Raw genomic sequence first — 26987 nt, 5'->3', positions numbered from 1 at the left:
GATCCGACCGAAAATTCGACGTCGACCGATGGCCGACTCAGTCCGAGCGGCCCCACTGCGCCGTACGCTTCGGACGGCCGGTGATCGACTGCACGTCGATCGGTTCGGCCTTGGACTCGAGCGCCTCGAGCGCGGCCGACGCGCTGGCGGGCGTCGAGAAGTAGGTGATCTCCTCCTCGACGGCGACCTCGAGCAGGTCGCGGTCGCGGGAGACGATGAGGTCGACTTTCCCCTCGCGGACGGCCTGCGGGAGGTCGACTTCCTCACAGAGGTCGAAGTGGTCGGTGAAGCCGTCGACAAGGGCCTCGCCGTCCTCGGTCTCCGGATCGGGGAACTTGTCGGCCGAGAGGTCGATAATGGCGGTTCCCGACTCGGGAATCGGCTTGTTGGTCGCGTCCTGTGCCTTGTCGTAGGCCTTGCCGAACGTGTCGGCGCTGCCCATGACCTCGCCGGTGGATTTCATCTCCGGGCCGAGACGCGGGTCCGAGCCCGGCAGGCGGTCGAACGGCAGGACGACCTCCTTGATCGAGGTCTGTTCGGGGATCTGCTCGTCGATGTCGAGGTCGGCGAGCGAGGTCCCGGCCATGACCTTCGCGGCGATCTTGGCGATCGGCACGCCCGTGGCTTTCGAGATGAAGGGGACGGTACGCGAAGAGCGCGGGTTCGCCTCGAGGACGTACACTTCACCATCGCGGACGGCGAGCTGGACGTTCAGCAGGCCGACCGTGTCGAGTGCGTCGGCGATCTCTTCGGTGACTTCGCGGACGCGGGCCAGCGTGTCGTCGTCGAGCGAGCGCGGCGGAATCATACAGGCGGAGTCGCCGGAGTGGACCCCGGCGGCCTCGACGTGTTCCATGATGCCGCCGATCAGGACGTCCTCGCCGTCGGAAACGGCGTCGACGTCGAGTTCGACCGCGTCCTCGAGGAAGTCGTCGACGAGAATCGGTTTCTCCGGGCTCACGCGGACGGCCTCTTCGATGTACTTCTCGAGTTCCTCGTCGTCGTAGACGACCTCCATCGCGCGGCCGCCCAGCACGTAGGAGGGACGGACGAGGACGGGGTAGCCGATATCGTGAGCGAGTTCGAGCGCCTCCGTCTTGGAGAAGGCGGTCCCGCCCTCGGGCTGGGCGATCCCCAGCTCGTCCATCAGGGCGTTGAAGCGGTCGCGGTCCTCGGCGAGGTCCATCGCCTCGACGCTGGTCCCCATGACCGAACACTCGAGGCCGCGGCGATCGATCTCGTCCTGAAGCGGTTCGCCGATGTTGACCGACGTCTGGCCGCCGAACTGGACCATTACGCCGTCGGCGCCGGTCGCTTCGGCCACGTCGGCGACCTCCTCGGCCGTAATTGGCTCGAAGAACAGCCCGTCGGAGGTGTCGTAGTCCGTCGAGACCGTCTCGGGGTTGTTGTTGACGACGTGGGCGTCGATCCCCATCTCTCGCAGGGCCTGTACGGCGTGGACCGAACAGTAGTCGAACTCGACGCCCTGCCCGATGCGGATCGGGCCGCCACCGACGACGATGACACTCTCTAAGTCCAGATCGACCTCGAGCTCGCCCGATGCGGCGTCGCCCACCAGCGGGCCGGACTCGAACTCGTTCTTGCGCGAGGAGTAGTAGTACGGCGTCTCGGCCTCGAACTCGCCGGCGCAGGTGTCGACCTGCTTGTACGTGCGGCCGGGAACCTGCTGCTCGACGGTGTCGACGTCGACCTCGCCGCCCGCCGTCGCAGCGATCGTGGCGTTGGTGTGGCCGGCGATGGCGGCCTCGGTGAAGTCGCCCTCCTGTGCGGCCAACGTCGAGTCCGCGATGCGCTTGAAGCGCTCGGTGTACCACTCGAAGATGCCCGTCAGTTCGACGACCTCGTCGACCGTGTAGCCGCGTTCGAAGGCCTCGAACAGCGCGTACGGCCTATCGGGCGACGGTCGTTCGAGGTAGCGTTCCTCGAGTTCCTCGTCTGAGACCTCGGCCCAGTCGACGTCGGGTTCGTACTCGGAGGACCGCAAGGCCTTGAGCAGGCTCTCCTCGAAGGTTCGGCCGATGGCCATCGCCTCGCCGGTCGACTTCATCGCGGTCGTCAGCTCGAAGTCGACGTCGTCGAACTTGTCCTTGGGCCAGCGCGGAACTTTCGTCACCACGTAGTCGATCGCCGGCTCGAACGCGGCGGTCGTCTCGCCGGTAATTTCGTTCGTAATCTCGTGGAGGCGCTTGCCGAGGGCGACCTTCGCGGTGACGCGAGCGATCGGGTAACCCGTCGCCTTCGAGGCGAGCGCGGAGGAGCGGGAGACGCGCGGGTTGACCTCGACGACGCGGTACTCGCCGCCGGGAGTGCCGTCGTCGCGCCAGGCGAATTGGATGTTACAGCCGCCCTGAATCCCGAGTTCGCGGATGACGTCCAGCGCCGCGGTGCGCATCTCCTGGTGTCCCTCGTCGGGGACGATCTGTGAGGGGGTAACGACCGTCGACTCCCCGGTGTGGATCCCCATCGGGTCGATGTTCTCCATGTTACAGATGATGATACAGGAGTCGTCGGCGTCGCGCATGACCTCGTACTCGTACTCGACCCAGCCCGCAATGGATTCGGTGATCAGCACCTCGCTGTTACGCGAGAGGCGCAGCCCCTTGCGGACGCGAGCGAGGAGTTCGTCCATCTCGTGGACGACGCCCGACCCCGACCCGCCGAGGGTGTAGGTCGTGCGGGCGATGACCGGCAGCCCGCCGACTTCCTCGACGGCGGCCTCGACGCGCTCTTTGAGGTCGTCCTCGGTCAGTTCCGAGACCGTCTCGCCCTCCTCGAGCGAGATCGTGGTCGACCGGGGCACGGGCTGACCGATCTTCTCCATGCGCTGGCGGAAGAGGTCGCGGTCCTCCGTCGCGTAGATGGTGTCCAGCGGCGTCCCCATGATCTCGACGTCGTACTCCTCTAAGACGCCCTCCTCGGCCAGTTCGGCGGTGACGTTGAGGCCGGTCTGGCCGCCGAGGCCGGCGATGACGCCGTCGGGACGTTCCTTGCGGATGATCTCGGCGATGGCCTCGGTGGTGATCGGCTCGATGTAGACCTCGTCAGCCATCTCCGGGTCGGTCATGATCGTCGCGGGATTCGAGTTGACGAGCACGACGCGAGCGCCCTCCTCCTGAAGGGCCCGGCAGGCCTGCGCACCGGAGTAGTCGAACTCGGCTGCCTGCCCGATCTGGATCGGTCCGCTACCGATCAACAGGATCGTGCGTCCGTCCCCTGTGTCGCCCTCGCCCTGATGGTCCGTGCTCATTTTGCTTGTCGAATCGGAGTTCGTACATCGTAATAAGCCCCACGATACAGTACGAATCTCGAAATCGCTTTTCGAAATTCGAACTGGAGGGCGCGATCAACCGGCACGAAAACCGGAGCCGTCGGGAGACCGAACGCACGCCGCGGTACTGCTCCGACGGCTCGCTCGATTCGACTCCCGAACGACTACGAACGCGCATCGAAAACGGCCGAATATCTTATCAGGTCGCCGTTACTGATGGAAGACGACCAAATGCCTGAGTCCGAGAGGTGTGGTGACGCGGCGTTGGGCCCCGTCCTGTACCTCGATCCAGATGCCACTGATCGAGCGCAGACAACGATGGCGCTCGAGGCGGACGAGGACGCGCCCACGGTCGAGGCAGTGGCGACGACGACGGCCCTTCGCGATGCGCTCGCCGACGAGACGAGCGAGTACGCGTGTATCGTCACGGAGTACCGCCTCGAGGAAACCGACGCGCTCTCGCTGTACGACTCGCTCCGGGCGGCCGGTCTCGCAACCGTACCGGTCGTGCTCTACACCGCCGACGGCGACGAGACGCTCGCGAGCGACGCGATCACGGCCGGACTCTCGGGGTACGTTCCGAAAGGGCGGACCGATTCGATCGACCTGCTCGCCGAGCAGTTGCGAGCGATTCTGCGGACCGACGGCGAGGTCTCGCCGACGACCCGCACCGGCGACTTCGGGCTCGATCTCGAGGAGACTCGCGACGCCGTCCGCGTACTCGAGTCCTGCTCGTCGATCGAGGAGACGTACCGACTGGCGATCGACGCTATCGACCGGCTGCTCGAAACCGACGCGACGGCGATGTTCGTCGAGCGGGACGATCCCGATACGAGTCGGATCAGCGCCGATTTCGCCCCCGTTGCGGTCACCGGCGGCGACGATGCGACGGCGGCCCTTCGAGAACCGACCTGCGAGGGACTGGTCGAGCAAGCGCTTCGGACCGATACGACGGTGGTGACCGATCCGACGACGTACTCGTGCGGCGGCGGGCCGACCGCAGCCGACGTGCGCTCGGTCGTGACCGTTCCCGTCAACGCCGACAGCGTCTTACAGACGATTTCGACGACGCCGAACGCGTTCGACGCCCGCGCGGTCAGCCTCGTCAAACTCGTCGCCGCGGCCGTCGCCTCGACGGTCACGCGAATTCGGTCGGAACGAGAGCGCCGAAACGAGCGCGACCGCTTCGCTGCGCTGTTCGAGAGCGTCCCCGACGCGGTCTTAGTGCTGGACCGTACCGACGCCGCCCGCGTCGTCGCGGTCAACCCGTCGTTCGAGGAACTGTTCGGATACGATCGCGAGACCCTCACCGAGTACGGTATCGACGAACTGCTCGTCCCGGAAGGAACCGAGGAGATCGACGTCTACGAGTCGGTCGGACTCGAGTCCGTCGTCACGGCTGAGGTCGAGCGCTGTACGACCGACGGTCCCCGGGACTTCCTCTTTCGCGGCTTTGCGACCGAGATCGACGGCGAGATCCACGAGTACGCGATCTACACGGATACGAGCGAGCAGAAACGTCGCGAGCGAAAGCTCGAGCGGTACCGAACGCTCGTCGAGACCGTCAGCGACTCGATGTACGTCCTCGATTCGACGGGACGCGTCGAGATCGTCAACGAGGCGATGGCCGACTACTTCGACGAACCGCGCGAGTCGATCGTCGGCGAGCACGTCACGGAGTTCATTACCGAGGCCGAACTCGAGGAACGGCGGGCGCTCCTCGAAGAGGTTCGAGCGAGCGACGACCGGCGAAGCGCCACCATCGAAACGACCGTCGAATCGCCGAACGGATCGACACACCACATCGAGGACAATATCGCGCCGGTGCTCGACGACGACGGCCGGTTGCTCGGCAGCGTCGGCGCGATACGCGACATCACGGCCCGGAAGGAACACGAGCGCCGCATCCGATGGTTGCACGACGGAACGCGACGACTGATGGCGGCGACGGGAAGCGACGAAATCGCCCGCATCGTGACCGATATCGCCAGCGAGGCGCTCGATCTCGACCTCAATTCGGTGTTTCTCTACGAACCGGAGATCATGACTCGATCGGCGGCCGAAGGGATGAGCGACGCACGGTCGACAGCCGAGGCGACGGCCGACCGCGCGGACGACGGACCGACTCCCGACGCCGAAACGGCGTCCGCCGGCGGGACGAACAGCGGACTCGTTCCCGCGGCGATGAGCGACCGAGCCGTCGAGCTGTTCGGGAACATCGGCTACATCGAATCCGGCGGCGGTATCGCCTGGGACGCCTACGAAGCCGGCGAGGCGATCGTCCACGGCGACGTCCGTCGTGCGGCGAACGTTCGCAACCCCGAGACGCCGGTCCGAAGCGAGGCCCACGTTCCCCTCGGCGAGCACGGAATCTTCATCGTGAGTTCGCTCGCGGTCAACGATCTGGACCCCGAGGCGCTGACGCTCGCCCGAATCCTCGCCGCCAACGCCGAGGCGGCCCTCGACCGCGCCGCCCGCGAGTGCGAACTCGCCGATCGAAGCCGCGAGCTCGAGCGCCAGAACGACCGCCTCGAGGCGTTCGCGAGCACGGTCTCTCACGACCTTCGGAATCCGCTCACGGTCGCGGCGGGCCAGATCGAGAACCTCGACGGTCACGTCGACGAAGACGGGGACCGACACGTAGAAGAGATCGAGTGGGCGCTCGACCGGATGGACGAACTCGTCGAGAACGTGCTCGCGCTCGCCCGGAGCGGGCAGCGGCTGACCGAGACGGTCCCGGTCGACCTCGACACCGTCCTCGATCAGGCCCACCGCGCGGTCGATCCCACGCTCGAGGTGGTCCGGGAGGGCTCGCTGCCGACGGTCGACGGCGACGAGAGTCGACTCCGTGCGCTCTTCGAGAACGTCCTGCGCAACGCCCGCGAACACGTCGGCGACGACGTGACGATAACGGTCATCGCCACCGCGGACGGGTTCGCGATCGAGGACGACGGGCCGGGGGTATCCGCCGACGAGCGCGACGACGTCCTCGAGTGGGGGTACAGCACGGCGGCCGAGGGAACCGGGTTCGGACTGGCGATCGTCACCGAGGTCGTCGAGGCACACGGCTGGTCGATCGCGCTCGAGGAGAGTGCAAGCGGCGGGTTACGGGTGGCGATCTCGGTCGAAACGCCGTAACGACGGTCAAACGAGTCCGCAGCGGGTATGCAGGTTGGCTACGCAGCAGTTTCTCGGTCGATTCATTCGGCTCCGTTTCGGTTGATTCAGTCGTCGAAGACAGTATCGCAACGCGGTCTGTCCGTGAGAGCGGACCCAATCTATTTCTCCGTACTGGCAAAATGGGGGTCATGAGACCGACCGGTGACTCACCACGCGCGGACGGCCGGCCGGAGCGAATCCGCGTTTTACATGTGGACGACGACCCGGAGTTTGCGGCGCAGCTCGCTGCGGGACTCGAGCGGGAAGACGACCGGTTCGAGACGACCACCGCGACGACGGCACGGGAGGGACTCGCGCGTCTCGAGACCGATCGAATCGACTGCATCGTCTCGGAGTGCGATCTGGCCGACACGGACGGACTCGCGTTGCTGGAACGCGTTCGCGATCGGGACGAGTGCATGCCGTTCGTGCTGTGTACCGACTCCGGGTCCGAAGCGCTCGCCAGCGACGCGATCGCGGCGGGTGTCACGGATTACGTGCAGAAAGAGACCGCCAGCGGCGAGTATCCGGTGCTCGCCAACCGACTCGTCAACGCGGTCGAGACGGCGCGCACCCAGCGCGACCACGAACGCCAACGTCGAGCGATCGAAACCGCGCGGGAGGGGATCAGTCTGCTCGATCCGGACGGAACGTTCGTCTACGTGAACCGGGCGTACGCGGAGTGTTTCGGCTACGAACCGGCGGAACTGATCGGCGAGCACTGGGACCTCCTGTACACCGACGAGGACGCCGCGACCGTCCGCGAGGAGGTGCTCCCGACGGTGCGTGCGGAGGGCTACTGGCACGACGAGTCAACCGGCGTTCGAGCGGACGGCAGCCTGATCGTCGTCGATCACACGCTCTCGACGACCGATCGGAACGGACTCATCTGTACCCTTCGAGACGTCACGGATCACCGGGATCGCGAACGGGATCTGGAACGCTACGAGACGATCGTCGAAGCGCTCGGCGATCCGGTCTACACGATCGATTCGGACGGCCGCTACGCGTTCGTCAACGACGCCTACGCCGAGATAACCGGCTACGCGAAGGACAACATCGTCGGCCAGCCCGTCTCGTTTCTGCTCGACGAGCCGTCCGTCGAGCGCGGGACGGACGTCGTTCGGGAGCTCCTGTCCAGCGGGTCCGAGCGCACCCAACAGACCTACGAGATTACGGTCGAAACGAGCGACGGGAGGCGGATTCAGTGTGAGGACAACGTCTCTTTGCTCCCGCTCGAGAACGGCCAGTATCGCGGTGCCGCCGGCGTCGTTCGCGACATCACCGCTCGGACGGAACGCGAGCGGGAACTCGAGCAGTACGAGACGATTCTGAAGGCGATCCCCGACGAGGTGTACGTACTGGACGCCGACGGTCGGTTCACGAACGTGATTCCGCCGGTGGACGCCGATCTGACCACGGTGGGCTACAGTCCCGACGACCAGATCGGCGAGCACGTCTCGCTCGTCATCGACGACGACGATATCAGGACGGGTGAGGCGATAATCGCGGCGCTGTTGGCCGACGACGACCGCGAACGGGACTCATACGAGATCACGCTCCACACGAAAGACGGCGACCGAGTTCCGACCGAAAATCACCTCGCGCTCCTTCCGACGGAGGACGACGACGAGTTTCGAGGGACCGTCGGCGTCCTCCGCGATATTACCGAGCGCAAGGAGCGCGAACGAACGCTGAAACGGCAGAACGAGCGCCTCGAGTCGTTCGCCAACGTCGTCTCTCACGATCTTCGGAACCCGTTGAACGTCGCCCAGGGACAGCTCTCGCTGGTGCGAGAGCACGACGACGACGACCGGCTCGAGACCGTCGCCGAGGCACACGTTCGGATGCAGGAGCTGATCGACGGCATTCTGACGCTCGCGCGCGAGGAAAAACCGATCGCGGACCGCGAGCCGGTCGAACTCGCGCCGTTCGCGAGACGGTGTTGGCGACACGTCGAAACAGGTGCGGTCGCCCTCGAGACGCCGACGGAGGCCGTCATCCGGGTCGACAAACGTCGGTTCGAACGGCTACTTGAGAACCTGATTCGAAATGCAGTCGAGCACAGCGTCGTGCGTGCCGACCAACGGGGACAACCCACTGCTAACGGGGGCGATCCTATCGACGTCGGCGTCACCGTCACGGTCGGTGACCTCCCCGACGGAGAGGGCTTTTTCGTCGAGGACGACGGTCCCGGAATCCCGAGCGACGAGCGCGAGCGCGTCTTCGAGAGCGGCTACTCGACCGCGGCCGAGGGGACCGGCTTCGGACTCGCGATCGTCGACCGGATCGCCGCGTCCCACGGCTGGCGCGTTACGGTTACCGACAGCGACGCCGGTGGCGCCCGATTCGAGTTCCGCGGCGTCGAAATTTGTCGCTGACGGTCGGCGGTTCGCGGCTCGTACTCGTCGGATACGCGAGCTTACAACGCGCGGTCGTGTTCGCTCTCGAAGTCGCGCTGACGACGGTACTGCTCGACGAACTCGCTCACGTCGAACTCGAGCATCTGCGACTCGAAGTCGGTGACGGCGTCGTCGTCTTCGGCGTGGCTGATCGCGTGATCCATGAGTTCGACGACGAGTTCCACGATGATTTCGTGGAGCCGACGGGAGTCGAAGTCGGTGACCCACAGCATCGCGTAGCCGACGCTCCCGTCGTCGCTCGCGTCGTAGGTGGCGACCTTTTCGGGAAACTCCTCCATGACGACGCCCAGCAGGTGGGGCGTGCCGAACTCCTCGAATTCGTCGGCGGGTTCGATCGTCTCCTGAAGGATCGTAACGAGCGACTCGGGGAAGAATCGAGAGGGCGGATGGACGTCGGTGACGACGGCGTGCGCGTCGCCACAGTCACAGGAGTACTCGCGCATTCCGAGGTCGATCTGGTGCGGGTCGAGGGACTTCCCACAGGGAAGTTCGAGCGTTCGATCGCCGCCGGAACCCGGGACGCGGGGCTCTGCCATTGGGCGCCTTTCGGCCGGCCCGGGCATAAGCGCGACGACTCGAGAAAAACCGACGACGCTCGCGTCTCAGAGGTCGGCCGCGTCGAATCGATAGTAGCCGACGGCGAGCGGGACGACGAGCCACAGAGCGAGGACGAGGAGGCCGATTTCGGGGGTCGCGTAGAACGGTTCGGCCTCGGTCGCGCTCACCTCGACGCCGGCTCCGGCACCGGACGGGTCGGCACCGACCGTCTCAGCGAGATCTGGCAACAGGGCGACGACCGTCGTGAAGTAGGCCGACGAGGGCGAGAGCTGCATCACGGGATACACCCAGTCGGGAATCGTCGCCGGGAGCGAAAAGCCCTCGACGACGTAGAGGATTCCCATCGGAACCACGTCCCAGAGCAGTTCGAAGACGACGAAGAAGCCGAGGGCCAGCGTCGTCGCGCGCGAGGTCGATCCCGTCGTCGCCGAGATCCCGACGACGATCGTCGCGTAGATCGCGGCGAACGAGAGCGTGACGAGGACGAACACCAGCACGGCGAGGGCGTCGAACTCACCCAGCAAGACGGAGCCGAAGCCGATACCGACCACGAGACCGACGCCGAGCCCGAACGCGAGAACGGCGGCTCGGCCGATCACCTTTCCGACGAAGACCTGGCCGCGAGTCGTCGGCAGGGAGAGCAAGAGCTTGATGCTCCCGAGTTCGCGCTCGCCCGCGAGTGATTTGTAACAGACGACGACCGCCGCCAGCGGAACGAACAGCCCGGTAAGCCCGATCGTGAAGAAGATCAGGCCGCCGAACGTCGCCCCCGCTTGCGATCCCAACAACGCCGGCGCTTCGACGTACGCGTACGTGGAGACGACCGAGAGGACGACGAAGATACCGACGAGCGACCACAGCGCCCGCGACTGGACGGCGTCGCGGAAGTCCTTCTTCGCGACGGTGAGCCACGTCACGCCTCGACCTCCTGGCCCGCGTTGGTGTAGCGGACGAACAGGTCCTCGAGCGACGATTCCACGACCGAGAAGTCCTGCACAGCGGCGACTTCGTCGATCGCGTGCAGGACGGCGAACTTCGAGACGCCGTCGACGGATACCCGCAAGCGGCCGTCGTCGATCGACGCGTTACCGACGCCCTCGAGGGACTGGACGGACTCGAGAACTCGCTCGTCGAGGTCCGCGACGTAGACGAACAGCGTCTCGCCGGTTTCCGTCGAATCGCGGAGTCCGTCGATCGTGTCGACGGCGACCAGCCGGCCACGGTTGATGATCGCCACGCGGTCACAGACCGCCTCGACCTGCTCCATAATGTGACTCGAGAAGAAGACGGTCGTCCCGCGTTCGTTCTCCTCGCGGATGATCTCGCGCATCTCGCGGGCCCCGTTGGGGTCCAGCCCCGTCGAGGGCTCGTCGAGCACGAGCAGGTCGGGATCGCCCACGAGCGCCATCGCGAGGACCATCCGCTGGCGCATCCCCTTCGAGTAGCCGCCGGCTTTCCGGTCCGCAGCGTCGGCCACCCGGACCCGTTCGAGCAGGGCCTCAGCGTCGTCGTCGGCGCCTTTCATCTCGATGGCGAACTCGACGTGTTGGCGGCCGGTGAGTCGATCGTAGACGTGATAGGCGTCGGGCAGGACGCCGATTCGATCTCGGACGGCGAGCCCGTCCGACTGGGCGTCGCGGCCGAGGACGGTCACGGTGCCGCTAGTTGGACGCAGAAAGTCCAGCAAGATGTCGATCGTCGTCGACTTGCCGGCGCCGTTCGGCCCCAAAAATCCGAAGATTTCGCCCTCTTCGATGGTGAGATCGAGGTCGTCAACGGCGACGACGTCACCGAAGCGTTTCGTCAACCCGTCGAGTTTAATCGCTGCCATACTCGAGCCTCCGGAGCGCCGCCGTGGTATCGGTCGGTAAATCGGAACGCATACGCACTCATACGAACCGACTGCGATAAATATTGTTGTATAACTTACATATTGTCAGTCGGATAACTCAAAGATATTTGAGAGACCGCCGGTGAGAGTCGCACTCAGTCACCGCTGCTCGGCTCGGGGGTGGCGGTCAAGGAGTCGTCGATTTCGAGGCGGAGGCTCTCGTCCTCGAGCGTAATTTCGACGATCACCTCGAGCGGGTCGACGCTATCGACCTGCGTTGAAACCGTCCCGCTCACCATATACTCGAAGAACTCCCAGAGCGGACACTCCAGCAGGGAGATTCCGTGCTCCCAGAAGAAACCGACGGCGGCGGGGTGGAACGCTGCGGTCACCTCGATCGGCATGTGGATCGCGAGCCAGCACTCTTGGCACGTATGCGAGAGCGCGTAGAACGGCCGCCCGTCGTGCTCACCCGTGTCCGGTTCGTGGGTGTCGACGGCGCTGTCGACCGGTCCGTAACACTCCGGACAGACGCCACCCCTGACCAGCGTGTACGTACTCCAGATTCGGGTGCCGACGCTGTCGACGATGGCTGCCGCCGAGCGGTGTCTGGTCTGGCTTCGGGGAAGCATATCGTTCAGCAGGGTCGCCTCGCAGGCGTCACACCGAACGACGAACCGTTCCGTATCCATCGTCGCGACGAGCGCCGACGTCTCACAGAATACGCAGACCCCGTCTACCTCGACGTCGTCGAAAGAGGGAGTGCTCTCGTAGGCACCCGAGAGAATCGTCCGAACGAGTTTGTCGCCGCCGTAGGTCAGCCGGTACCCACTGGCCGTCTCGACGACGAACGTATCGGTCAGTCGATCGAGGTGGTAGGAGAACTGGGACGTGCTCTCGAGGTCGACAGCCTCGTACAGTTCCGTAAACGACATCGTCGCCCACTGCTCCAGACACTCGTCTTCTTGCTTGACCAGTGCGAACAAAATCTCGAGGCGCGTGCGGTTGCCGAGCGATCCGATCGCGTCGACGATATCACCGTCGACGTGGGACTCGAGTACAGAGCTCATTGGTCGATATGCACCGGACGCCGTGAAAGACGATAGTCGTTCAGATACGGACTCCTCGAGCGACTAAAATTCGAAATCGGTGTTCAGCAGGCTCGATACCGACGGCTGCGGCGATCTATGGCCAGTCGTCGCGGACCGGTTCGGCGTCGTCCGCCTCGTCGTCGGCGCTCGAGGCGACGATCCAGTCGGCGGCCTCGGCGGCGTCTTCGACGTCGAGGTACTCCCAGCCGACCTCCTCGGCGAGTTGTTCGTCCTCCTCGCTCGAGGCGATCAGGACGTAGCGGTCGGTGTCGAACTGCTCTTTGACGCCCTCCAGGCTCTCGGCTTTGCCGCGCGGGCCGGAGAAGAAGTCCTGTCGGATGCGGTTCTTGCGCGTGAAGTTCGTCACCACGTAGGTGGGCTTCTCGGAGACGACGCCGATGTACTCGGTCCAGCCCCTCGCGTCTTCGAAGACGCTCTCGGGCGACGCGAGCTCTTTCAGCGCCTCGAGTTCGAACGCCAGGGTCATGTCGCTACCGCCGTTCATACCAGAGCGAAGACGCGCACGGGGGAAAACGGCTTCGATACTTCCGACTAGCTGGGCGGACGGTGAGCGACCGACGCGGTGACGGGCATCGGATCGGGCGAGCGTCACCGAAGGCGTCGAACGGGAGACCAAAACTGATCATCCGAACCCCCTCGAGATGGATATCGAGTACCGCTTTTTCGTACCCGTAGCGTTCAGTTCAGGCTGAGGCGTTGCCGCAGCGGTCGAGCCACAAGCGCAGCACCCGCGAACGAGCGAAGCGAGTGAGCGGTCTTCCTCGTGAACGCAGTGAGCGAGGTCTCGGAGGAACTCTGTTCCTCCGGTGTTTTAGCGTGGATTTTTGGAAGAGCGGTGAGCGAGCGACGTGAGCGAACCCGACGAGAAAAAGGTACTTCTGCAACTGCAGTGACCGGACGGGCCAAGCTATTCAACCCCCTCTCCGTACGGTTCGAGTATGGACTCTCAGTCGCGTGACTTTCTCGTCGAACTGCTCGAGACGCCCTCGCCGTCGGGCTACGAAACTCGCGGCCAGCGGATCTGGCTGGACTATGTCGAACAGTTCGCGGACGACGTGCGGACGGACGCCTACGGGAATGCCATCGCCGTTCACGAGGGCAATTCCGACGCACCCGAGGTAGTCCTCACTGGCCACGCCGACGAGATCGGCTTCATCGTCAGATCGATCGACGACGACGGATTCGTCAGGCCGGGCCGCATCGGCGGCAGCGATCCGTCGGTCTCGAAGGGCCAGCACGTGACGATCCACGCCGCCGACGGTCCCGTCGAGGGCGTAATCGGACAGACGGCGATTCACCTCCGGGAGGAGGACGGCGACGGGCCCGAAATCTCGGATCTCTGGATCGATATCGGAGCCGAAAGCGAGGACGAGGCGAGCGGCCGCCTCGCAGTCGGCGATCCGATCACGTTCTCCTCGACGATATCCTGGCTCTCCGAGACGCGCCTCGCTGCCCGCGGCATCGACAACCGCGTCGGGACGTGGGCGGCCGCCGAGGGCTTTCGAACGGCCGTCGAAGCCGGTACCGAGGCGACGGTTTACGCCGTCTCGACCGTTCAGGAGGAAGTCGGCGTCAAGGGGGCGCAGATGGTCGGCTTCGACTTGGAGCCCGACGCCGTCGTCGTGGTCGACGTCGGTCACGCGGTCGACTACCCCTCGGCACCGAAAGAGAAGACGAGTCAGATGGAACTCGGCGGCGGACCGGCGCTGGGCCGTGGGAGTACGAACCATCCGACGCTCTTCGAGGCGCTGCGGTCGGTCGCCGACGACCGAGAGATCGATGTGCAGGTCGAAGCGCTCGGGCTCGGAACGGGGACGGACGCCGACGGCTTCTTCACCGCGGCCGGCGGGATCCCCTCGCAAGTCGTCAGTGTGCCCAACCGGTACATGCACACCCCTGTGGAGCTGATCGACACCGACGACCTCGAGGAGATCGCGACCCTCCTCGGCGCGTTCGCGAGCGACGCACACGAGTTCGCTCCGTTCGCGGTCGATATCTGATACAGGTTGTTGAAACGATTTACCGGTGGGACCGCAAGACGGTCGCGGTCCCATCGAAAATGACGTACAGCGGACAGTATGGCTCTCGGCGCTCGCACGCGGCCCGGTGTCTCGTCCGAACCGGTACCGACATCCGATCGGAGCCGATAGCTCGAGCGAATGCCGACCCGGGGACACGAAAACGAGGGCTACCGACGACTGTTCGATCGCGACGGCCTGACCTTCGGTGCGGGCTTTCCGCTCACGGGGGCGAACCGCTCGACGCCGGACGTCGCCGAAGAGATTCGGCTCGCGAAACACGCCGAATCCGTCGGCTTCGACGGGCTCTGGGCACGCGACGTCCCGACCTACTGGCCCAAATTTGGCGATGCCGGCCAGACGTTCGACACCTGGCCGTGGCTCTCCAACGTCGCGGCCCACACCGACGAAATCGCGCTGGGGACCTCGAGCGTCGTCCTCACGCTCCGCCACCCCATCCACGTCGCGAAATCCGCGGCCACCGTCGACCGACTATCGGGCGGCCGACTCGTGATGGGCGTCGCCTCCGGCGACCGCGACCCTGAGTACCTCGCCTTCGACGTCGATCGCGAGGAACGGGGCCTGCGGTTCCGCGAGCGGTACGAGGCGATCCGAACGGTCTGGCGCGAGGAGTATCCGACTCTCGAAGGCGAGTGGGGGCGACTCGAGGGCGACCTCGACGTGGTACCAAAACCCGTCGAGGAGACGATCCCCCTCCTCCCGACCGGCAACTCGCGGCAGTCCGACGAGTGGATCGCCGACCACGGCGACGGCTGGCTGTTCTACCACCTCCCCGAACGCACGCTCGAGAGCTACCTTGCGGACTGGCGGGAGCTGACGGACGAGAAGCCGTTCGCGATCGCCGTTCGGGTCGAACTGGCCGACGAGCCGACGGCCGAGCCCGAACCGCTACACCTGGGCTATCACGCGGGGATCGAGTGGTTCAGAGACTACTTCCGACGGCTCGAGGAGTACGGCCTCGATCACGCAATCATCGGGATCCAGAACGAGGATCGGGAGGCCGCGATGGCGACGTTCGCCGACGAGATCATCGACGGGCTGTAACGCGCTCGAACTCGTCCCTTCTCCTCGATTTCAGGAGCCGTTCCAGAGACCCTTGACGCGGCCGCTGTACCCGTCGCCGACGAACTCGAGCGTCGCCCCGCTCCGCGTTCCTGGCTCCCCGTTCGGCGGTTGGGTCGCCGACGACGCCGATTCGGATTCCGATTTCGCGAGCAGGAGTTCGACCGACGCATCGTCGGTCTCGAGCGACTTCGCGAGCGCGACGTCGATCCGATCCGCCGTCCGGCGTTCGATCTCGGCCTCGCGTTCGGTGCCGTCGACCACGACAGTCGCCGATAGCGACTCCGCGTCGTCGAACCGGCGCGGAGAACTCGACTCGAGATCGGTGTAGTCGAACCGAAGCGTCGCGAGCGCGACGCCGCCGGTGTCGAGCCTCGACAGGGTCCATCGATGTTCAACGATGTCGTCGACTCGACGCAACGCCAGCGTCGCGTCCTCAACGACGAACCCGGAGCGCTCGAGGGTGAGTTTCGGGCCGCTTTCGGTCGTCGCTTTACCGTCGACGGTGACCGCGAGCGACTCCGTGATCGTCCGCGCTCTCCCTCGCCTGGCGGCGTCCGCCGTCAGTTCGACGACCACGTTCGCGAGTCGACCACCGGGCTGGAGTCGGTCGCTCGAGCCGTCTCCGACGACGAGTCGACCGTCGTCGGTCGTCGTGGCGTCAGTCGCGTGCAGTCGAAACGAATCAGCTTCGAGCGTGACTGAGATGGGTTCGGAACGCCCGTTCACGACGTCGAACGTGACGGGCGGCCGCCGGGCATCGCCCTCGAACAGATTGCCGTGGGTCTCGAACCCGTCATCAGTCAGTTCGAGGACCGCGCCGTCCCCGTCGACTGCCGTCTCGTCGGGGCCGTCGCTGGCCCAGCGCGAGGCCCCGAGCGTGCCCGCGGCGAGCACGCCGGCGGAGCCACCGACGGTCGCCACTATCGTCCGTCGTGTTCGGTTCATTCTCAGTCCCACGAACCGGCGTCGATCGCTGGCGGGCCACGCCGGTTCGCTGTCAGGTGAACGACGCCCCTGGCCGTCGCTGTTTCCAATTCCCCCATTCGATCAACTATCGAGGTTCTTCTCAGGTAATTGTATCGAACTTTACCTTGTGTTGAACTGTTCGGTAGGAGGCACCGTTGCTCTCGGTTCGGTAGCGTCAGTCGTCAGTCTCCTTTTCCCCCCCGATCTCGAAGCCGTCGCTTCTGGCGGCGTTCGGTCACGTGATCGAGCCCGTCGGCCAGTTCGTCCCTGACCTCGCTCTCGAAGTCGTCGACCTCCTCGAGGAACTCGGTCGAGAACTCCTCGACGAGTTCGAACGTCCACTGATCGCTGATCGCCCCCGCGGGGAGGTGGTCGTCGCGGAGGTCGTCCGCCCACTCCTCGTGTCCGGCCTCGCGCAGGGCGTCTTCGGCGCTGCTCATCCGATCCATCGCGTGGCCGAGGTCGTGGTGGAACTCGAGGAGGGTGCCGTACGCTCGGTGGATGTGCTCGATTCCCAGTTGCAGTTCGTGGAGAGCCTGTTCCTCGGCGTCGGTCAACTCAAGGTCGTCGGGGTCGGTCGTCATAGGCGTGGGACCACGGACGACAGCAAAGACGTTTCAGGGTCGGCAACGGCTGCCGACTCTCCGTCCCGCGAGTCGGATTCGATAGTCGACCCGAAACGCTATGGTTCCGTGACTGTCTAGATTCCGTGAACGCGATGGCGATACTCGACGACCTCTCGGGCTACGAGTTCGAGGACCTGATGGAGGACGTATTCCGCCACTTAGGCTACGAAAACGTCCGTCAATCGAGGCGGACGGCCGACGAGGGGCGGGACATTCTGATGGAGGAGGTCGTCGACGGGAGTCGGCGCGCGGTCGTCGTCGAGTGCAAGCACACGGAAACGGTCAGCCGTCCGATTATCCAGAAACTTCACTCCGCCGTCGAGACCTACGACTACGACGGGCCCGTCCGGGGGATGGTGGTGACGACTGGACGCTTCACTGCTCCCGCTCGAGAGTACGCCCAGGACCTCGGCGCCAGACGTGACGGCGGGGTGGAACTCCTTGGCGGCGCGGACCTCCGGGAGATCGGCGAGGAGATCGGCATGGACCTTTACAACGGCCGGATCGAGATCCTCTGCGAGGAAGTTCTCCGGCCGACCAACCCGACCTGCGGGCGGGACGCGCCGGTCTTCGAAGCGTCCCGCGAGATCGAAAACCTCGAGCCCGCGATGATTCCGACGCCGGAGACGACCGTCTCGCTCGAGCCGATGGTGACCGTCCACACGAGAACGAACGCGACGTTCGAGACGAGCGTCGGCGTCGTCCACCGGGTCGACGAGTCCGACGACCTCGTGATCCGCGCGGAGGGCGACACGCCGCGGATCGAGACCGGCGACGTCAAGGAACTGGTCGCGAACCCGTCGGCCCCCCGCATCGACCTCGAGGATCGAAATCTCGAGGAGACCTTCGACGCCGTCGAACGGCGGCGGTTCGGCCGAACCGAGACCACCTACAAGCAGTGGGCGATCGATCGGCTCCAGCAGGTCCACACCACGACGGTCCAGTACACTGGCGGCAATAACGTCGACTACGAGAAGACCTGTACCCCGAGACCGTCGGATATCTCCATCTGGTCGATCGATCCGGTCTACGTGCCCCACGTTCGCTCGCGCGTCTCGCTGGGCGAGTACGAGTATCGGTACGGCCACTACGCCGCGGGTCCCTCGAGAGCGACCACGACGAACGAGTTTCGCCAGTGCGTCCACTGCGGTGCCGACGGCGCGAACGAGACCTACATCCACTGTACCAACTGCGGGAGCATCAACTGTGACGACCACATCGAGACGGAGCGACTCGTAGGCGAGCCGGTCTGTACCGGCTGCGCCGTGACCGAGCGATTCGCGTTCGACACCAAGTACTTCTACGATCAGGAGAACCTCGAGGCCTTCCGCGAGGAGTACGCCGAGATGCCGATCCACGAGAAGGCAAAGGAGAACGTGAGGCTGGCCGCAGGTACCGTCCTCTGCGTGCTTTTCGTGGCGTTCCTGGTCGTACTATCGCTCGGTTTCGTATAAATTCGCCCGACGAGACGAACTTCCCACGTGTCACTCCGGACCGATCGGTCCACGTGCGGTGGCGCGTACGGTGCCGTAGTGAGCGGTTCGCTCACTACGGCTCGATTCTGCGCGAGGGATGAGCGAGTGAACTTGTGAACGAGCGAATCGGCTGGGGAGGACGTGGCACTCATCGCTGTCAGCGGCAGCAGGACGCTCGAACTCCCCTGAATCGATTCTACTGGAGGCGGTCTAATCGACCAATATTACCGACGAGAACTCGAGTGCGAACGCCTCGACCTCGTCCCAGTCCGTATACTCGTAGTCCCGCGACGTATCGGTATCGCCGCTCGCCTTCCGTGCAATCCGGCGCATCACGAACCGTTTCACCAGCCCGTACTCGCTGTATTTGATCGCGCCCGCCGCGGTGAGCGTCGCGTCCGGTTCCCAGCCTGTCTCCTCGAGAAACGTCTCGAGTAACTCCCGCGCCGGCTCGCGCTCGGTCGGATCCGCGTGCGCCGCCGTCAGGCTCACCGAAAAAAAGGCCGACGGCTTCCGGTCCAGGGCCTCGAGGTGTTCGCGAACGAACTCGGTGACGTACCCCTGATGGGAGCCGGCGTGGATCGATGCGCCGACGATCACGCCGTCGTACGCCGCCACGTCGAGGCCCGACGGGGGATGTTTCAGGTGGGCCAGCGTCGGCTCGTGGCCCTCGGACTCGAGGACGTCACCGATGCGCTCGGCGATCGTGGCCGTCTGGCCCTCGCTCGAGCCGTAGGCGACGAGGACGCGGGTCATCGGAGTTCGCCTCGAGCGGCCGCGGATTTGGGGTCGAACGAAGACATCTCGAGTCATCGTTCGACGATGTGGGTATTGAGCGTTGTACCTGAATCTGAATCGCTCGAGTGGGTCAATCCACGCGCCAACCTTTTGCTCTGCGTGCGGTCGCTTCGCGACCGCACTCGGAAAAACGTTGATGAAAAGCACTCCTCCCTCCCCTACGGGTCGGTCGTCGGCCCGCTCGCTCACTTCGTTTGCTCGCGGTGAGTGCACACTACTTCGCCTGCACTGAGCGCTTCACGGCCGTTCACCAAGAAGCAGTCGCTCGGTCGACCCGTATCGAGCCACCTCTGAACGATTTACGCGAATTGCTCCTCGAGCAGCGCTCGCGAGGAGTTCCCGACGATCAACGCCGCACTGAGCATCAACGCGAGCGTGGTCACCACCGGGCTCAACAGTCCCGCCAGCGCGACGGGGATCGCGATCGCATTGTAGGCGAGCGCTAGCCCGAGGTTCTGCACCACGCGCCCGCGAGCACCGCGGGCCAGCGCGAAGGCGCGTTCGACCGCGGCGAGGTCGTCTTCGGCGATCGCAAGGTCGGCCGCGTCGGCGGCCAGCGCCGTCCCGCCGCCGAGCGAGAGCCCCAGATCCGCCGCGGCGAGCGCGGGCGCGTCGTTCGTCCCGTCGCCGACCATCGCGACGCAGTCGTCCTCGCGGAGTCGCCGGATTGCAGCGGTCTTCCCCGCAGGCGGGACGCTCGAGAAGACGCGACTCACCCCGGAATGGTCCCGAAAACGGCCCGTCGCCGACTCGTCGTCGCCGGTGAGGACCACGACGTCGACGCCGCGGGCGTCGAGCGCGGACACTACGTCCGCCCACCCCGATCGCGGTTCGTCACCCACGACGACGAGTCCCTCCGCGTGTCCGTCCCGGCCGACGAGTACAGGGAGGTGGCCGTCCGCTCGCACGTCCTCGATTCGGTGCTCGAGATCGGCCTCGAACTCGCACCCTGCCCCCCGAACGAAGTCCGGGTGGCCGACGTGCAATCGCTGGCCGTCGACGACTCCCTCGACGCCGGTCGCGTGGCGCTGGAACTCCCGCACCGATTTTGCTCCCGTCTCACTCGGCCCCTCGTCGGCGATCCCGCCGTCCGCTCGCGTTCGCTCGTTCCCGCCATCCGTTCGCGCCCGCTCGTTTCCGCCCGCGTCGGATCCGTCGGCGAACGCCTCCGCGACTGCCGCCGCAGCCGGATGTGCCGCGCGTCGCTCGAGCGTCCCGGCAGCCCGTAACAGTTCGTCAGGCCCCTCGGCCTCGAGTACGGTCATCTCGCCGGTCGTGAGCGTCCCCGTCTTGTCGAAGACGACGCAGTCGACCTCGCGCAGCCGTTCGAAGAAGCTCTCGTCGAAGACGACGATGCCGGCGTCGAGGGCGTCGCGGATGCTCGAGGCGATCGAACACGGCGTCGCGAGCGCGAGCGCCCACGGACTCGCGACGACGACCGTGAGGAGAACGGCCGACGCAACGGCCGGCGTGCTCGAGCCCAGCAGGAAGGCCGCGAGAGCGACGACGACGGCAGCGCCGGCGACGAGCGGGAGGGCGATCCCGGCGAGCTCGTCGGCCCGGCGCTGGACGCCGTGATCCGCGCTCTGGAGGTTCCAGACGGTTCGGGTTAGCCGTTCGATGCTGCTCGCGGTCCGGTCGCCGACGTCGACGACCGCGGCGTCGCCCGTAACGACCGAGCCGCCGATCACTTCGTCCCCCGCGGTTTTCGATATCGGGAGGGATTCGCCGGTGACGACCGCCTCGTCGACGATGCACTCGCCCTCGGCGACGCGGCCGTCGACCGGGATCCGCTCGCCGGCGCGGACGAGCAGGCGGTCGTCGGCCGAGACGTCCGCCACCGGGATCTCTCGCGACGTCCCGTCGGCCTCGAGGACGCGGGCTGTATCGACCTGCGAGACCGTGAGGTCGGTGAGTCGGTTCAGCGCCGTGCGTTTGACGGTCTCCTCGGAGAAGACGGCGGCCATCACCGTCGCGGCGACGAGGATCGTCAGGTCGTAGTAGACCTCGGGCCGTCCGAGGAGAAAGGAGAGCGTGCCGTAACAGAAGGCGGCCACGATCGTCGACGCTGCGAGCAGCTGCGTGCTCGGCTCCCGGAGTTTCAGGCTCACGTAGGCCCCGCGAAGCAACGGCATCCCCGTCAGATAGAGGACGGCCGTGGTCAGCACGAAGAAGAGGGGCAGAAACAGCATCCCGTCGAAACTCGCGAACGTCTCGCCGTACTGCGCGAACAGCCAGTACTCCGTGTACCGGGAGAGGTAAACGGGGTAGAACACCGTCACGTACGGCACCAGCAGGAACGAGCCGAAGACGATCCCGACGATGTAGCGGATCTCGAGGACGTCCTCCGAGCGTCGCTTGCGCAGCCCCCGCATCTCGCGGGATCGGCGGGTGGTGCCCGCGTCGTTGCCCCCTATCTCGGAAACAGCGGACCCGTCGTCCTCTCCCGCGGCCTCCTCGCGGCGATAGGCGGTGTATCCGGTTCTGCTCAGCGCGTCCTCGAGGTCCGCCGCCGACACCCGCTCGGGGTCGTGATCGACCTGCACCGTCTCCGTGACGTAACTCGCTGCGGCGTTCGCGACGCCGTCACAGCCTTCGGCGATCGACTCGAGGTAGAACTCACAGAGCGTCGAATGCATGCCGTCGATCCGGAAGAACGTGCGCGCGTGCTCCTCTGACGTTGTCTCCGCGGTGTCGCTCCCGCTCTCGGGCGAATCACCCTCGACAATGCGATCGTCGCCGTCGGGACGGCCGAGTTCCGCCGCGATTTGGCGGCAGCCACTCGAGCAGAACGGGCCGTCGGCTCCCGACTCCGAAGCTGGATCGACAGCTGATTCCGAAGCCGGATCCTGATCCACAGCCGGCTCCGACGACGACTCGCCCGTGGATTCGGAACACGCCGTCCCACAGAGGCGACAGCGATCGCGCGCCGATTCCTGATCACTCGCCACACGAACGCTCCGCCGCCGAGTACCATAACGGTGGCCACGGCGCTCGTCAGTGTCGCTCGACCAGCGTTCCGTTCTCGCCAACCGCGACCCCTCGAGCGCCGTCGGTAGCGACCCCCAGCAGCGGTCCGGACGCGTCAACAGCGAACCGCTCCCAGTCGCCAGTCGGTTCGGTCCGTTCGGACACTGCGTCGTCGGTACAGACCGCGACGCGGTCGCCGCTGGAGGCGATTCCCGACAGCGCCCGGTCGGCGACGCGCTCGGGCGTCCACGTCGGGCCGTCGTAGCGGTGGACGACGCCGTCGTCCGCTGCTACCAGACACTCACCTGCCCCAGTCGTCGCGACGTCGGTGAGCGTTCCGTCGGCCCCCTCGAGTCCCACCCGTTCGAACGACTCGCCGCCATCGGTCGTCTCGTAGACGCCGTCGTTGGTATCACAGCAGTAGCCGACGCCGTCTGCGAGGAGCGCGACGCCGCTTAGACTCGAGCCGCTGCCGGGCTTCTCGAGGCCGGCCCACTCGAGGGCGTCGCCGTGAAACCGCCCCCGGAGGACGGCCCCGGAGCCGTTGATCAGGAGGACCGTCTCTGAACCCGCCCCGCCGGCGACGGCGACGCCGAGCCAGTTGTCGGTGATATCCTCGGGCGCGGTGTAGTCCACGTGACGTCCGGTCTCGGCGTCGATCCGTCCCAGCGAGCCGCTGTCGCCCGCGACCCAGACCGCGCTGCCGTCGGTCGTCGCGTCGACGCCCCGGAGGTCGTTGTCTCCGGCCGCGGGGCCGTCCTCGAGGAGGATGCGCCATCCGTTTCCGTCGCCGTTTTCTTCGTTTCCGCTGGTATCATCGCTTTCGCCGCCCCCACCGTTTTCGCCGCTCCCGCTATCAGCGAGGACCGTGCCGCCATCGCCAACCGCGTAGCCGCCGCTGCTCGAGACGGTCGCGTCCCGCAGCGTCGCATCCGTGGGAACGTCGACGGCGCGCCACTCGAGGTGGGTCTCCGTCGACTCGTTCGTCGCCTCGTCGGTCGTCGACCGGTCTCGAGTGTCGTCGGTCTTTGTCGGCTCCCCCCCGTCGACTGTGTCGTCGGGTCGGTCGTCGTCAACTCGACCGTCGTCTGATCGATCACTCTCTTCGGAATCGGCGTGCTCGAGCGCCGCCTCACCGGCTCCATCACCATCCGGCCCCGCCGTGGAGCGCCCTTTGGCTGCTGCGCTCGATTCCGCTCCGGCCGTCTCGCTCGATGAGGTGTTCGCAGCGGCGTCCGGCGTGTTTGCCGTAGACTCGTTCGTCGTCGCCGATTCTTTCGCCGCTGCTCGAGCGCCGGCGCGTTCCGGTTCGCCGGACTGTCCGCTCTCGACGCCGCTCCCGTTCTCGCGCTCGACGCCGCTCGCAGAACCGTGTTTCTCGCTCGAGTCCGCGACCGACGCCGAATCCTCGCTCGGACGCGCCCGTCCGCGGCGGAGATAGAGCACGATCGGCGGGACGAGGTACGACGCGATGGCGAGCGCGGCGAACCAGCGGTGGACGATGGTTAGCGTCCCGAACGCGGTCAACCCGGCCGTCGCGACGGCGTGGATCCAGGTCTTCGTGTAATTGCGAAAGAATCGAACGAAGCCGTTCGCGTCGGCGGATGCGTCGTGTGTGGTCATCGGGTGGCGTTGTGGCTCTCTCGAGTGGTTCGGACTCGAGAGGGGGAGCCGAAACTCGTGGCTCGAGTGTATCAGATCCCCGGACAAAAACGCACTGCAGGCACACCCACTCGGCCGAACGCAGCGGCTGACTCAGCGCCTGTACTGCCGTTCCGTCCCGACGGTGACGGTGAGCACGCCGTTGTTGTAGACGGCCTCGCGGTCGTCGGTGAACTCCTCCAGACGAACCGGCGGGGAGACGGCCCGCTCGAAGGTGGTGTCTTCGTGTTCGATTCGGAGGTAGACGCGCGTCGAACTAGCGGTGACCGTGATATCGTCGACGGCGGCGGGGAGGGCGTCGACGACGACGGTCAGCCGCCCGGCCGATCGGTCGTGGACCGCTCGAGTCGGAAACGACTGCGTTGCCGTGTGCGTGGAGGGAGACATGAGACCACGTACCGAACCCAAGCAGAAGTCGATCCGCGTGTACAGATATCGGTTTGATAGGGGGCCGTCTCCACCGCCGCTCAGAGGTACCCCAGATCCGCCAGCCGCTCTTTGGTCCCCTCGCGCATCTCCACCTCCCCCGTCGTGTCGGCGTCCTCGAGCGGTTCGAACTGCTCCTCGAGCCGGCGCTGGAGCGTCCGGACCTGCTCGGGCTCCTCGGCCGCGATATCGTCGCGTTCGTTCGGATCGGTCGTGACGTCGTGGAGGCGCTCGAAGCCGTCGTCGCCGCGGACGTACTTGTACTCCCGCGTCCGAACCGCGCGAAGCCGGCGGTCGTACTCGCGGACGCGATCCGGAATGTCGCCGAAGCGGGCCTCGAGGCGCTCGATCGAGGGCTGCGGGGCGACGTACTCGGCGAAGACGGCGTCCCGCGGCGGCGACGTCGAATCGGGGTGGAGCGAGCGACTCGAGCCCTGCTCGAGCAGTTCGGGGTCGTCGATACCTGCGGTCTCGAGCAGCGTGGCGGGAAGGTCGAGCAACTGGACGAGGTCGTCGCGCTCGCCGCCGTCGGTGAAGGGGCCGCCGTGGAGCACCAGCGGGACGTTGATCAGGGTGTCGTAGAGGTTGTACTGGTGGCCGAAGAAGCCGTGCTCGCCGATGTGTTCGCCGTGGTCGCCACAGACGACGAAGAGGGTGTCCTCCCACTCGCCGCTCTTCTCGAGTGCGGTCCGCAGTTGCCCAAGCTGGTCGTCGACGTAGGCCAGTTCGGCCCGGTAGAGGCCGCGAAGGAGGGCGAAGTCGCGGTCGGTGAGCTCGTAGTCCTCGCAGTCGAACGCGCGAGGGTCCTGTCTGATCGCGGCCGCCTCCTCGTAGCTCGCGCCGTCGGGCAGGAACCGCTCGGCGTACTCCCGCGGCGGGTCGTACTCGACGTGAGGTTCGATGAAGTTACAGAACAGGAAGAACGGATCGTCGGTGTCGCGCTCGGCGAGCCAGTTCGCGATCCAGGTCGTCGACCGGTCGGAGCCGTCGTCGCCGGCCGGCTGGAGCAGTTCGCTGTAGAGAATGTTCGCGGCGTTGACCACCGGATTCCCGTCGAAGAGGCGGTTTCGGGTCGCATCGAGTTTCTCGTGGAGGTCCTCGCCGCGGACGACGGCCCCCATGTCCGCGTCGGACTGAATGTACTGCCAGCCCTTTCGGAGTTCGTCGAAGCCTCGATCGAAGCCGAACTCCTCGGTGATCCAGGTGTTGTTCGAGACGCCGATGGTCTCGTACCCCGAGTCGGCGAACGATTCGGCGAGCGTTCGCAACCCCTCGTCGAGGTAGGTGTGGCCGCCGTGGGTCCCGTGCTCGGAGGAGTAGGTGCCGGTGAACATCGACGCGTGGGAGGGGAGCGTCCACGGTGCCGTCGCGAAGGCGTTGGGAAAGGACGTTCCCTCGTTCGCGAGACGAGTCAGCGTCGGGCTGGTCTCCGGCCCGCTGCTCTTCGCTCGAGCGGTGTCGAGAACGACGAGAACGACGTTCCGCACGGTGGAATGTGACTCCGAGTCACGCTCGTTACTCGAGGCCGCGTCGGATTCAGTAGCGTCCGCCATGGTTGGTACAGTTCCGCCCCTCGGAGGGAAGGCCAGCGCCCCGGAGTATGCAGGTGGTTCACGATATTGGAATGTGTCCATACCCTCGATATTCGCCGTCGAGACCCGATCTCGCGGCTGTTGCAGTCCGAACGCTTACTCGGTTCGTTCCCGTACGTGACGGCCATGGTCTCGCCCAACATCGTGCTGATTCACTGCCACGATCTGGGGACGTACGCGAGCTGTTACGGTGCGGCCGTCGACACGCCGAATATCGACGCCCTCGCCGACGGCATCGGGCGGATCTGCGAGAGCATCGACGAGGCGGGGCTCACCGAGGACACCCCCGTCGTCTTCACGACCGAACACGGGCTGGCGATGCCGCGGGCGAAAGGGACCTGCTTCGACGCCGGCATCGAGGGCGCCCGCCTGCAGCGCCAGTCCGGTGTCCTCGAGTCAGGCCGGGCCGTCGACGACCTCGTGAGCAACGTCGACGTCTTCGCGACGCTGCTCGAGGTTGCGGGGGCGTCGATGCCCGACCCGGACCGGCTCGTCGGTCGGAGTTTGGCGCCGCTTCTGCGCGACGGCGAATCGTCATACGAGTCGCGCGATCGGGTCTTCGCCGGGATACCTGGCACGACCGCTACAACCCGATCCGGGCGATCCGCACGGAGCGCTGGAAGTACAGCCGGAACTTCTGGCACCTACCCGCGGTCTACATGACGACGGATATCTACGCCAGCGACGCCGGACAAGAGGTCCAGGAGGAGTACTACGGCGAGCAGCGAGCGTACGAAGAACTGTACGATCTGGAGGCCGACCCGCTCGACAAGAGATCCTCGCGGACGACGAACCCGACGACCCGGCCGTCGAGGCCGTTCGCGACCGGCTTCGCGACGAGTTACTCGACTGGATGGCCGAGACTGACGATACACTGCTCGAGGGACCGGTCCTCCCCAACGACTGGGAGACGGTCCATCCGCGACGCGAAGACGACCGGGAGGCGACGCGGAACTGACGCGGACGGGCCACGGCCTGGGCCGGCGCTCGAGGCAC

General features: G+C 65.9%; 18 protein-coding genes and 1 pseudogene. 6 read left to right on the top strand and 13 right to left on the bottom strand.

The window, feature by feature from the left end:
- Positions 1–37 precede the first annotated feature (37 nt).
- The gene (carB, locus tag ACSFC5_RS01805; protein WP_440763561.1) at positions 38–3268 is read right to left on the bottom strand and encodes a carbamoyl-phosphate synthase large subunit; all 3231 of its coding nucleotides are present in this window, start codon (positions 3266–3268) and stop codon (positions 38–40) included.
- 237 nt (positions 3269–3505) lie between these two features.
- Here carB and ACSFC5_RS01800 point away from each other — a divergent pair, with 237 nt between their 5' ends.
- Complete coding sequence (locus tag ACSFC5_RS01800; protein ID WP_440763560.1) at positions 3506–6427, top strand: PAS domain S-box protein; 2922 nt, start codon at positions 3506–3508, stop codon at positions 6425–6427.
- Between the two features lie 233 nt (positions 6428–6660).
- Positions 6661–8829, top strand: coding sequence for a PAS domain S-box protein (locus tag ACSFC5_RS01795; protein WP_440763559.1), 2169 nt, complete (start codon positions 6661–6663; stop codon positions 8827–8829).
- A gap of 41 nt (positions 8830–8870) precedes the next feature.
- On the opposite strand, the gene ACSFC5_RS01790 is transcribed toward ACSFC5_RS01795, so the two are convergent.
- From ACSFC5_RS01790 to ACSFC5_RS01770, 5 genes are all read right to left on the bottom strand, one after another.
- Positions 8871–9407, bottom strand: coding sequence for a DUF5815 family protein (locus ACSFC5_RS01790; protein WP_440763558.1), 537 nt, complete (start codon positions 9405–9407; stop codon positions 8871–8873).
- 66 nt (positions 9408–9473) lie between these two features.
- On the bottom strand, positions 9474–10346 hold the full coding sequence (locus tag ACSFC5_RS01785; RefSeq protein ID WP_440763557.1) for an ABC transporter permease subunit: 873 nt from the start codon (positions 10344–10346) through the stop codon (positions 9474–9476).
- The gene (locus ACSFC5_RS01780; protein ID WP_440763556.1) at positions 10343–11260 is read right to left on the bottom strand and encodes an ABC transporter ATP-binding protein; all 918 of its coding nucleotides are present in this window, start codon (positions 11258–11260) and stop codon (positions 10343–10345) included. The genes ACSFC5_RS01785 and ACSFC5_RS01780 overlap by 4 nt, the downstream gene beginning before the upstream one ends.
- 155 nt (positions 11261–11415) lie before the next feature.
- The gene (locus ACSFC5_RS01775) at positions 11416–12330 is read right to left on the bottom strand and encodes an ArsR/SmtB family transcription factor (RefSeq protein ID WP_440763555.1); all 915 of its coding nucleotides are present in this window, start codon (positions 12328–12330) and stop codon (positions 11416–11418) included.
- A 115-nt stretch (positions 12331–12445) separates the two neighbouring features.
- Entirely contained in the window at positions 12446–12856 is a 411-nt protein-coding gene (locus ACSFC5_RS01770) for a DUF7124 domain-containing protein (protein WP_440763554.1), read from the bottom strand.
- Between the two features lie 454 nt (positions 12857–13310).
- Between ACSFC5_RS01770 and ACSFC5_RS01765 the strand changes: the two genes are divergently transcribed.
- Positions 13311–14372, top strand: a complete 1062-nt coding sequence (locus ACSFC5_RS01765; protein WP_440763553.1) for a zinc-binding metallopeptidase family protein — start codon at positions 13311–13313, stop codon at positions 14370–14372.
- Between the two features lie 159 nt (positions 14373–14531).
- The gene (locus tag ACSFC5_RS01760; RefSeq protein WP_440763552.1) at positions 14532–15455 is read left to right on the top strand and encodes a TIGR03571 family LLM class oxidoreductase; all 924 of its coding nucleotides are present in this window, start codon (positions 14532–14534) and stop codon (positions 15453–15455) included.
- Between the two features lie 30 nt (positions 15456–15485).
- Here the strand turns inward: ACSFC5_RS01760 and ACSFC5_RS01755 are convergent, their stop codons facing one another.
- Complete coding sequence (locus ACSFC5_RS01755) at positions 15486–16421, bottom strand: hypothetical protein (RefSeq protein ID WP_440763551.1); 936 nt, start codon at positions 16419–16421, stop codon at positions 15486–15488.
- Between the two features lie 203 nt (positions 16422–16624).
- The gene (locus ACSFC5_RS01750; RefSeq protein WP_440763550.1) at positions 16625–17026 is read right to left on the bottom strand and encodes a hypothetical protein; all 402 of its coding nucleotides are present in this window, start codon (positions 17024–17026) and stop codon (positions 16625–16627) included.
- A gap of 134 nt (positions 17027–17160) precedes the next feature.
- Between ACSFC5_RS01750 and ACSFC5_RS01745 the strand changes: the two genes are divergently transcribed.
- Positions 17161–18522, top strand: coding sequence for a restriction endonuclease (locus ACSFC5_RS01745; protein WP_440763549.1), 1362 nt, complete (start codon positions 17161–17163; stop codon positions 18520–18522).
- Positions 18523–18753: 231 nt separating this feature from the next.
- On the opposite strand, the gene ACSFC5_RS01740 is transcribed toward ACSFC5_RS01745, so the two are convergent.
- From ACSFC5_RS01740 to ACSFC5_RS01720, 5 genes are all read right to left on the bottom strand, one after another.
- Positions 18754–19299 (bottom strand): flavodoxin domain-containing protein, encoded by a 546-nt coding sequence (locus ACSFC5_RS01740; protein ID WP_440763548.1) that lies wholly within the window; start codon positions 19297–19299, stop codon positions 18754–18756.
- 341 nt (positions 19300–19640) lie between these two features.
- Complete coding sequence (locus ACSFC5_RS01735) at positions 19641–22292, bottom strand: heavy metal translocating P-type ATPase (RefSeq protein WP_440763547.1); 2652 nt, start codon at positions 22290–22292, stop codon at positions 19641–19643.
- 46 nt (positions 22293–22338) lie between these two features.
- Positions 22339–23934, bottom strand: a complete 1596-nt coding sequence (locus ACSFC5_RS01730) for a hypothetical protein (protein ID WP_440763546.1) — start codon at positions 23932–23934, stop codon at positions 22339–22341.
- Between the two features lie 132 nt (positions 23935–24066).
- Complete coding sequence (locus tag ACSFC5_RS01725; RefSeq protein ID WP_440763545.1) at positions 24067–24360, bottom strand: Hsp20/alpha crystallin family protein; 294 nt, start codon at positions 24358–24360, stop codon at positions 24067–24069.
- A gap of 80 nt (positions 24361–24440) precedes the next feature.
- Positions 24441–25952: a sulfatase family protein gene (locus ACSFC5_RS01720; protein WP_440763544.1), complete on the bottom strand. Its 1512-nt coding sequence runs from the start codon at positions 25950–25952 to the stop codon at positions 24441–24443.
- Positions 25953–26204: 252 nt separating this feature from the next.
- On the opposite strand from ACSFC5_RS01720, the pseudogene ACSFC5_RS01715 reads away from it, so the two are divergent.
- A pseudogene (locus ACSFC5_RS01715) lies at positions 26205–26949 on the top strand (sulfatase/phosphatase domain-containing protein); the annotation flags it as partial.
- Positions 26950–26987 lie beyond the last annotated feature (38 nt).

Source organism: Natronorubrum marinum, assembly GCF_052040125.1.
GTDB lineage: Archaea > Halobacteriota > Halobacteria > Halobacteriales > Natrialbaceae > Natronorubrum.
This window is presented reverse-complemented; position numbering and strand designations above follow the sequence as displayed.